This is a genomic window from Cobetia sp. (genome assembly GCF_983723665.1).
Genome location: NZ_CFDJES010000078.1, coordinates 1,393 through 10,694, shown reverse-complemented (window position 1 = coordinate 10,694; position 9,302 = coordinate 1,393). Strand labels below are relative to the sequence as shown.

Below are 9,302 nucleotides of genomic sequence, written 5' to 3'. Positions count from 1 at the left end.
CCCCAGACGCCGGCACGTCCCGGTGCACGACGCAGGAAGTCGCGCGTGATATCGGCGGTGATCGCCAGCTTCTCGGCGATGACCTTCTCGGCCAGCGCCGGGAAGGCCTTGTCGGCGACCAGCTGTTCGATATCGGCCACGATGCGCGCCGGGTCGAAGTTCTCGATGTCCTGCACGCTGTCGCCGAGACCGAAGTCACGCATGATGCCCGGCGCCTTGGGACCGCAGTAGGACAGCGCGTAGACCGGCGTGCCGGACATCAGCGCGAAGATGACCGAGTGGAAGCGGGTGCCGACCAGGAACTGGGCATCGCGGTAGAGATCGACCAGCGCATCCGGGCTCGGGTCGCCCTGCACCAGCTCGATACGCGTGGCGAGGTCTTCGCCGCCTTGTGCCGCGGCCAGTGCCTTCTGCAGGTGGTCGAACACCAGCTGGGAGATGCGCTGGTCATTCTCGATATCGGTCGGGCCCAGCACGTGCGGTACCACCAGCAGGCGCTCGATGCCCAGACGCTCGCGGGATTCCAGCAGTGAGCGCGACAGCACCTCGACACGCTCGGCGAAGGCTTGCTGATCCAGGCCCCACCAGTCGCGCAGGGTGATCACGGCGTACGGCGAGGCCACGCCATTCGGCGCCTTGACCGCGGCATGCTCGTCGCTGGCACGAGGGGCCATGGCGAAGGCCATGTCGGTGCCCAGCAGCGCGTGCGGCAGCTTCGGGTCGGCCTTCTGGGTCATGGCGTGGGTGATTTCCTCACGCGAGACCACCAGGCAATCGCTCAGGGTGCGCAGGAAGAAGCGTTCCTGGGCCGGGGTCTTGAACGGGCCGAAGGAGTGACCCAGCAGCAAGACGCGCTTGCCGGCCTTGCGGGCCAGCATCACCGGCGCCAGATAGCCGATCAGCGCCAGCCACGAGGACAGCGTCTTCTTGAAGCTGCCGTTGTGGAAGATATGACCGCCCTTGACGACCACCAGGTCCGCGGCGTCGATGATGTCGTTGCCACTCTTGCCCTGCTTGCCGAACATCATCTTGGCGCCCAGGCCAAGCAGCGAGGTCACGAAGCGCAGCTTGTCACGCATCGGCGGCATCAGCGGCTGGCCGACGGTGACACGTTCACGGTAGCGGCGACGGATATGGCGGAACGGGCCGCGCTCGGTGGCGAACACCTGATCATCGATGGGCAGGATATCGATGCGGTGGCCTTCGGCCTTGGCCACGCCGGCACCGGAGACATCGCTGCGGCCCTGTTCGGCATCGATCAGCTGATCGAGGAAGTCGATGGTGCCCATCAGGATGGCGGAGTCGCCCTTGTTGTCGTCATGCCATCCGTGCGTCATGCATATCTTGGCCATGCTGTTCGTCCTTCTGTCCGTAATGTCGCGATTCGAACGCGCGATGCCTGAGGGCTGTGTCTGCATGCCCGGCATCGCCGTCATGTCATCAACCGGAAGGCACAGATGCTGACCTTCCGATTCCTGCTGCGCTCGTGAAGCCCGGTCAGGCTCAGGCACTCGCCGCAGCGTTGTCTTCGTGTGCCTTGCCACCGCGGGAGAGTGATGGCTGAAAGAGGATCGCCATCGCCAGCATCACCACTTCGGCGGCGACCGGCACACACAGGAAGAGGCTGTAGAGATCGACGCCCAGGAGGCTGCCGGTGTCGCCGGACGCGTTGCCCAGCGAGTGGTTGAGCGCCGCGATCGCAAGGCCCCCGCCGACTACCAACGTGGCGCCGGTGCTCTGGCACAGCAGGCGCTTGCCGTTGAGGCGCAGCGCGGCCAGACGCGTGAAGGCGCAGGTGACGAAGGCGTGCACCAGATAGACCAGCGCGAAGGCGCGCAGCGTCAGGGTCAGGCGCGGGTAGGCGCCGCTCAGGAAGTGTTCCGCCAGCCACGGCGCGATCAGCGCCAGTCCTCCCGCCACCGGCAGCGCGAAGCCACTGGCGATGACCAGGTACTCCTTGAGGCGCGCATCGCCGTGGGTCAGCTTGGGCAGGTAGTAGCGATACAGGCTGGTGGGGAACACATAGAGCGCGAACACGATGGAGGTCACCACCGAGACACTGGCCACCTGAGCGGGCGCAAACGCCAGCCCGGCCAGAATCACCCAGGCCTGCAGGTAGGCGAACGACATCAGGTTGTTGTAGAGAAAGCCGCGACCGCGCGCGAAATCGGCCTTGCTCGGCAGGCGACGCTGGCCCGCGCCCTCTTGACCCACGCCCTCATCGCCCGCCGCCGCGTCGGCCTCGGCCCGGGCATCCGCTAGCGCATCACGCGACAGCCACATGCCCAGCGCCATCACGATGACCAGCGCGATGGCGCTGACCATCACGAAGGTCGGCACCGGCGCCAGGCCGAACATGCCGGCGGGGGTGGTCAGGTCAGCGCTGAACTCGGCGCCGGTCACAAGCTCGACGCCCTGATGATAGAGCGCCGGGCCCGCGGCGCAGGCGACGGCGATCGCCACCGCCAGCGAGATCAGCACCGTCATCAGATTGACGCGACCCAGGCGCTCCTGACGCTGCAGGCGCGAGTTGATCATCTGCAGGCCGACCTGCTCCGCCGCGGCGCGCAGCGCACAGAAGGCGAAGATGAAGGCCGACAGGCCCAGCAGCGGCGCGATGCCGACGGCGAAGCCGATCGCCAGCAAGGCATACAGCGAGATGCCGACGCCCATCCAGCGGCGCAGTGCCGACGCGCTGGCACCGTCGCGGGTGACCAGCAACACCTCGTTGCCGCCCATGCGCGCCAGTACGCCCAGCAATACCGCGTAGTTGAGGGCCAGCGCGTATTCACCGAAGGCCTCCGGCGCCACGGCACGCGCCAGCAGCAGGCCCGCGGCGGAGGACAGGCCGCGCGCCATCAGATTGAACAGCGAGAAGATCAGCGCTTCGCTCATGACTGGCCTCCGTTGCCGACGACCAAGGCTTCATCGCTCAAGAAATAGAACTCGTAGTTGTTCAAGAAATCGTGGTCCTGATTGCCGGCCGCCACCTTCAGCGACATGAAGAACAGCGCCATCATCAGCACGCCGCTGATCAGGCTGGGCAACAGCTTGTCGCGGAAGTGCTCGATCACGTCACAGATGACGAAGATGGCGAACGGCAGGAAATAATAGCTGGCACGTGCCACATGCTCACCGTAGGTGATGAACAGGGTGTAGAGCGCCACGCCGATGAACATCAGGTTGAAGGCCCAGGGGTCCAGTGACAGGCGGAAATGCTTCCACAGCACCAGGGTGCCCAGGCAGATCAACAGGTAGATGACGTAGAGCTTCTCGCCACCGCCGGAGAAATCCTCGAAATAATGCGCATAGAGGCCCAGCGCACTGAGAATGCTCTTGGCCAGCGGCCCGGCCACGAAACACAGTGGCAGCAGCCCCAGGTAGAGCCAGAACGGGTAGGCACGGCGCAGCAGCGGATAGATCACCAGCAGGGGCAGATACAGTGCCAGGGTGTAGTGGAAGCTGGTGCCGACGAGCATCAGCACCAGCGCGGGCAGCCGCATGCCACGCTCCAGACACGCCATCGCCAGCATGAACAGCGCAATCGCCACGTGCTGCTTCACGAACCCGAAGGCCGACAGATAGATCAGCGGCAGGCAGACGAAGAACAGCAGGCACCAGGCCAGATTGCGACGGCTCATCACCAGTGCCGAGACGAAGCACGACACGTAGAGGATGGCGGTGATGATGAAGAACAGCTGCGGCTCGCCCCAGGCCCGCGCCATGCGTGCCAGGGCAGCAGGTGCGGGCTCGAGAAAGCTCAGGTCGACCTGCCAGGTGGCCATCTGGCGGTACGAGAAGTAGTCGTACCCTGCGTCGTAACGCAATGCCATGAACGCCAGACACAGCCCACCGGCCAACCAGGCACCCACCATGCGGGTGCGCTCGTTGGCGGCCAGCGGCAGGATTGCCACCAGCAGGGCCATGAAGCCGACGTAATAGCCACTGACGGTCAGCATGCTCAGCGTGCCCCGAAGCCGGTCAGCATGGTCTTGATGGTACGGCCGACGATCAGCAGGTCGAGCCACACGGAGAAGCGCTTGATGTAGTAGAAGTCGTGCTCGAGCTTCTCGCGGGTCTCGTCGGCGTCAGAGGCATAGCCCTGAGTGACCTGTGCCCAGCCGGTGATGCCCGGACGGACCACGTGACGGTAGTTGTAGAACGGAATCTGTTCGGCGAATTCATTCACGAACTTGACCTGCTCCGGACGCGGGCCGATCAGGCTCATCTCGCCCTTGAGCACGTTGATGAACTGCGGCAGCTCATCGATGCGGGTCTTGCGGATCACGCGACCGATGCGGGTCACGCGCATGTCATTGGCCTGGGCGAACTGGGCGCCGGTCTTCTCGCTGTCGTGGCACATGCTGCGGAACTTGAACATGCGATACGGACGACCGCCCTGGCCGACACGTTCCTGGACGAAGAACACGCCACCCGGCGAATCGAGACGGATCAGCACGGCGGTCACCAGGCAGATCGGCAGCACGAACGGTGCCACGGCGAGCACGGCCAGCATGTCGAACAGACGCTTGAACAGCTCATATTCACTGTTGGGGGCCAGCTGACCGAAACTGTTCTCACGCACCTGATCGAGCTCGACACGGCCGGTCAGCGACTCGCGGACTTCGCTGGCGTCATAGACCGGGATGCGATGCAGCACGCAGTTGGCCAGGAAACGCTGCCATTCTGCCGGCATGTCGGCTTCCAGATCGGCGACCACGCCGTTGTAGCGTTCTTCGCCGAGATCCGGCGCGCGCATCAGGTTCCAGCGTGCCCCACGGGTGGTGAACAGGCTGCGATAGTCACCGAAGGGCACCACGGCCAGCTTGCGGATGCGGGTACGCTGCTCGGCCCAGAAGCCGACGGAGCAGATCAGCATCGCCGCCAGCCACGAGCTGCCGAGCACGATACGGCTGAAGCGCAGATCCAGCGCGATCAGCACGCTCATCGCCAGCAGATAGCTGATGGTGATGGCCGGCAGCACGTAGGCGAAGGCCTTGGCGCCGGGGTAGCGCGACATGTGACGAATCGCCTGCAATGCGAGCAGGAAGCCGCCGCTGGCGGCGATGACACTGTGCATGCGCATCTCGCTGACCCACGGGCGCAGGCCATTGATCAGCAGCAGCGGGACACCCACTGCCAGAATCAGACCGACGATGGCCTGACACAGCGAGTTGAACATCAGTCGCTCGTACATGCGGGAGTGGCGCTGACGCCCTTCCAGCCCGGAGCTTGCATGGTTCGTCGTGGTATTCATATGCCGTTACCCCCTTGGCTTGCGTTCGTGTTGTGGTTCCGTTCATCACGCTCGGAGCCGCTGGTGCCGTCGCTCGACGGCGTGCTACCCGATGCTTCACCCGTACTGCCTCGGCTCTCGCCTCGACTGCCGATCCCCACTGCCAACGAGGCACGCAGTCTCGGACATCGGGTTCGCGGGCTCTAATGCAAGTGGCCGCTAACCCTTGGCGCCACCCTGGTACTGATAATCGTGATAGCTGTAGCCGTAGCTGTAGGTCGTGGTGGCCTTGCGCTCGACGGCATTGAGAATCGCGCCATCGACGTGCACGCCACTGGAGGCGAAGCGCTCCAGCGCCGCTTCGATTTCCTTGGGCGAGTTATGCATGAAGCGCGTCACCATCACGCTGACACCGCACTGCTTGCCGACGATGGCGGCATCGGTGACGGCCAGGATCGGCGGTGTATCGATGATGACCATGTCGAAGTTGGCGCTGGCCCACGTCAGCAGGTCGCTGAAGCGTGACTGCAACAGCAGCTCCGATGGATTGGAGGGCGAGGTGCCGCGTGCCACATAGCACAGATTGCTCGGCGCGCCGTTGGCGGCCACCCCTTCGCCAGGCGCCGCAGCGGCGGTCTCGGACATCGCCAGACTCGGATCGGTGATGCCACGCACGATGCTGTCGCGGTCGGCCTTGCCGAGCAGGAAGTCGCTCAGGCCCGGCGCGGCGTCGCTGTGCTGGACACCCGCCATGCTCTGGTGGACATGGCCACGGCGCATGTCGGCATCGATGACCAGTACCCGGTTGCCGGCCTGGGCGCAGACGGCGGCCAGGTTGGCGGACACGAAGCTCTTGCCGATGCCAGGGCTCGGGCCACAGATCATCAGGCGATTGTCGGGGGCTTCCATCATCGCGAAGTGCAGGCTGGTGCGCAGACCGCGCAGGCCCTCGATGGAGAGGTCCGCCGGATTGCGGATCGCCAGCAGCCCGGGCGCGACATTGTCATTGGCCGCTGTTGCGACACCGCGCCCAGTGAAGCGCTTGAAGCCACGCGCCAGACGACGGTTGAGGCGTGCCTGCTCTTCGGAGAGCGGCAGGGTCGCGTGGACATTGAGGCCCAGGTCGGACAGCTCCGACGGCGTCTCGATACCGCGATGCAGCATGGAGCGCAGCAGCACGAAGACCACTCCGAGCATGCCGCCCAGCAGGGTCGCGATCACCACGATCATCGCCTTGCGCGGGCTGATCGGATGCGGCTGTGCGACGGCCTCGTCCAGAATGCGGATATTGCCGATGGTGCTGGCCTGGGCGATGTTCATTTCCTGGGTCTTGTTGAGCAGCTGCACGTAGATCTGCTGATTGACCTCGACTTCACGCTCCAGGCGCAGGATTTCCTGCTGGGTGTCCGGCAAGTCACCGACCTGCTTCTCCAGCTCCTTGCGGGTCTGCTGCAGGTCCGCACGCTTCTTGCGCAGCGCCACGTAGTTGGGGTGACTGGGGTTGAACTTGCCGGACAGCTCCGCTTCTTCCAGCTGGGTCTCGTTGATCTGATTGTCGATATTGACCAGCTGCTCGAGCACCGACTTGGTCTCGAGATCCAGATTCACGCTATCGCTCTTGCCGCGATAGGCATTGAGACGGTTCTCGGCCACTTCGAGGCGCTCACGCACCGTCGGCACCTGCTTCTTGAGAAACTCGAGCGACTTCTCGGCTTCGGCGGACTGACGCTCGATGTTCTGCTGCTGGTAGGTCTCGGTGATGCGCTGCAGGGTCTGCTGGGTGCGCAGCGGGTCTTCGCCGACCAGCGCCAGACCCAGCACCCCGGTTTCCTTGCCCATCTCGGCCACCGCGAAGCGTGAACGCAGCGCATTCGTCGCTTCCAGGGTCGACTGATGCATCAGCGTGAATTCAGCGCCCCTGGCCGCGTCCAGTGCGCTGACCTTGAGCTTTACCTCGCCCAGCGGGCCATCGAAGCGTGAGGCTTCGCCGACCACACCGGTGCCCAGTGCATCGCCGTCGTACTGCAATTCGTACTCACCACCCTCTCCCAGCGACACCAGCGTTAGCGGCACATCGTCCCAGGCCGCCGGCACCTCCAGGCTGGCCACGTCGATCGACTCGCCTGCCCAGACCATGCTGGAACCGGCAAGCCAGCTCGGACGCGCGAATTCGTGGGTGCGCAGGAAGGTGCCGATCAGCGGGTACTGATACGGCTTGACCACCAGATCCAGCTGCTCCTTCTTGACCGTCTCGCCCAGCACCAGGCGTGAGGTGATGATCTGGATCTCGGACTCGGACGGCGGCGCCTCGCCACGCAGCAGGCTGGAGACATCACGCAGCGGGTTCATGTTGCCGCCGCCCTCCTCGACCTGCACCAGCGCATCGGCCTTGTAGATCGGAGTGGCCAGCAGCGCGTAGAGCACCGCCAGCACGGTGAAGGTGCCGGTGATCAGCGCCAGCGTCAGACGGCTGTCATACAGCTGGCCCAGCATGCGGCCGAGATCAAGACTGGTGCGCGCGGGCACGCTTGACGACTCGCTGGCCAAGGCCTGACGCGTGGTGTGGGAATTGCGGTTCGACATCGTTGGGTCACTCTCCTGGTGTCCTGCCCGGCCACGGCGGTGCCGGGCAGGGACGCCTTGACGACCCCTCGCCTTACTGGCCGAGGGTATCGAGGTTGTCCTGGATTTCGGTGCTGTAGTAGATGGAACTCACCGTCGGCAGCAGCTGGGTAATCACACGGTTCCAGCGCGAGACCGGTGCGGCGGTGACATAGACGACGTCCTGCGGCTTGAGGCCGAAGTCCGCGCCCAGAATCAGCGCCGTGGAATTGCGCGCATCCAGCTGATAGACGGTGGCCAGCTTCTCGGGGTCTTCACGATCACGACGGATGACGAAGATGCCCGACGCATCGGCGGAGTTTTCCTTGATGCCGCCGGCACGCGCGATGGCATCGGTCAGCGAGATCGGGCTTCTGCCCAGCGGCAGGCTGATGGACTTGTCCACCTCGCCCATCACGAACACCTTCTGGGTACCGACATCCGGCACGTAGAGGGTGTCGCCATCCTTGAGCAGGCGGTCATTGCCCGCCTCATCGTTGGCGCCATTGCGCTCGGCCAGCAGCTCATAGAGGGAGATGGTGGTCTCTTCGCCATTGCGCTTGAGCACCACGTTGTGCCAATCGGCGTCTTCGGACAGACCGCCCGCCGCCGCGATGGCGTCCAGCAGGCTCAGCGGTACATCGCTGATCGGTTGCACGCCGGGAGACTGCACCTCGCCGGTAATCCGCACCTTCTGGCTGCGGAAGGCGGCGACCTTGACGTCGATCTGCGGCGCATTGAGGTAGGGCTGCAGCTTCTCGCCGAGATCACGGCGAATCTGGTCCAGCGTCATGCCACTGACCTTGACGCGACCGACATAGGGATAGAACAGCGTGCCATCGGCGTGCACGACGTTGCCGGCTTCCTGCGCACTGCGCTCGGAACCGGTCGGCAAGGTCAGCTCGGGATGGTCATAGACGATGATGGTCAGGATGTCGCCGGGGCCGACACGGTACTGATAGTCCGGTGCCAGACTGGCGCGCGTGCTGCTGTTGAGCTCCTGGGCCAGCGCCTTTTCAAGCTCACGACGCTGCTTGTCATCGCCACTGGACTGGCGTGATTCGGCGTCTGCGCGCGCCTGGGCCTTGATCAGGCCAAAGGTGATCGGTTCCACATCGACGATGTCGTCCACCGGCGCAGCGCTGGTGTCGTAGTCGATGTTGCCACCGGGGGCGAAGACGCACCCGGCGAGCCCGGTGAGGGCGCCGATGCTCAAGCTGGCGCCCAGAAGTCGTGCTATCAGTGCATTTTTCATCTGAAGTCCGTTGAGTCGACAGGCCCGATGACCCGGCACCCCAGTGCCATGATCATCGCGCCTTCCCCCGCCGCACATGGCCGCCGGGATGGATTCGATAACGTCTTCAGTTCCTGCTGCGTCATGCGTGTCGCCGGCCTTGCCTGGCTGTCACGCGGCTGCCGAGGGTGGGCCCTCGTGCATTTAGGTACCGGACCCTGGCGGTCTCGG

Annotated in this window: 6 protein-coding genes; all 6 read right to left on the bottom strand. The window is 64.6% G+C overall.

Annotation, left to right across the window (positions count from 1 at the left end):
• Positions 1 to 1,352 (bottom strand): polysaccharide pyruvyl transferase family protein (locus AC4FAH_RS09365; RefSeq protein WP_490245943.1); only part of this gene is annotated, 1,352 nt, incomplete at its 3' end.
• A 151-nt stretch (positions 1,353 to 1,503) separates the two neighbouring features.
• Entirely contained in the window at positions 1,504 to 2,895 is a 1,392-nt protein-coding gene (locus AC4FAH_RS09360; RefSeq protein ID WP_284726788.1) for a polysaccharide biosynthesis protein, read from the bottom strand.
• Positions 2,892 to 3,959 (bottom strand): EpsG family protein, encoded by a 1,068-nt coding sequence (locus tag AC4FAH_RS09355; RefSeq protein WP_107336356.1) that lies wholly within the window; start codon positions 3,957 to 3,959, stop codon positions 2,892 to 2,894. Before AC4FAH_RS09355 ends, AC4FAH_RS09360 begins: the two co-directional genes overlap by 4 nt.
• A gap of 2 nt (positions 3,960 to 3,961) precedes the next feature.
• Entirely contained in the window at positions 3,962 to 5,257 is a 1,296-nt protein-coding gene (locus AC4FAH_RS09350) for a sugar transferase (RefSeq protein WP_233593303.1), read from the bottom strand.
• A gap of 198 nt (positions 5,258 to 5,455) precedes the next feature.
• A complete protein-coding gene (locus AC4FAH_RS09345) occupies positions 5,456 to 7,819 on the bottom strand; it encodes a GNVR domain-containing protein (protein WP_286989372.1) in 2,364 nt (787 codons plus the stop codon).
• A 73-nt stretch (positions 7,820 to 7,892) separates the two neighbouring features.
• Complete coding sequence (locus AC4FAH_RS09340; protein ID WP_192837660.1) at positions 7,893 to 9,092, bottom strand: polysaccharide export protein; 1,200 nt, start codon at positions 9,090 to 9,092, stop codon at positions 7,893 to 7,895.
• Between the last annotated feature and the right edge of the window lie 210 nt (positions 9,093 to 9,302).

Bases quoted from the DNA above. Each gene is read 5' to 3' on its own strand.
- AC4FAH_RS09360 (WP_284726788.1), bottom strand. From the start codon at position 2,895: ATGAGCGAAGCGCTGATCTTCTCGCTGTTCAATCTGATGGCGCGCGGC.
- AC4FAH_RS09355 (WP_107336356.1), bottom strand. From the start codon at position 3,959: ATGCTGACCGTCAGTGGCTATTACGTCGGCTTCATGGCCCTGCTGGTG.
- AC4FAH_RS09350 (WP_233593303.1), bottom strand. From the start codon at position 5,257: ATGAATACCACGACGAACCATGCAAGCTCCGGGCTGGAAGGGCGTCAG.
- AC4FAH_RS09345 (WP_286989372.1), bottom strand. From the start codon at position 7,819: ATGTCGAACCGCAATTCCCACACCACGCGTCAGGCCTTGGCCAGCGAG.
- AC4FAH_RS09340 (WP_192837660.1), bottom strand. From the start codon at position 9,092: ATGAAAAATGCACTGATAGCACGACTTCTGGGCGCCAGCTTGAGCATC.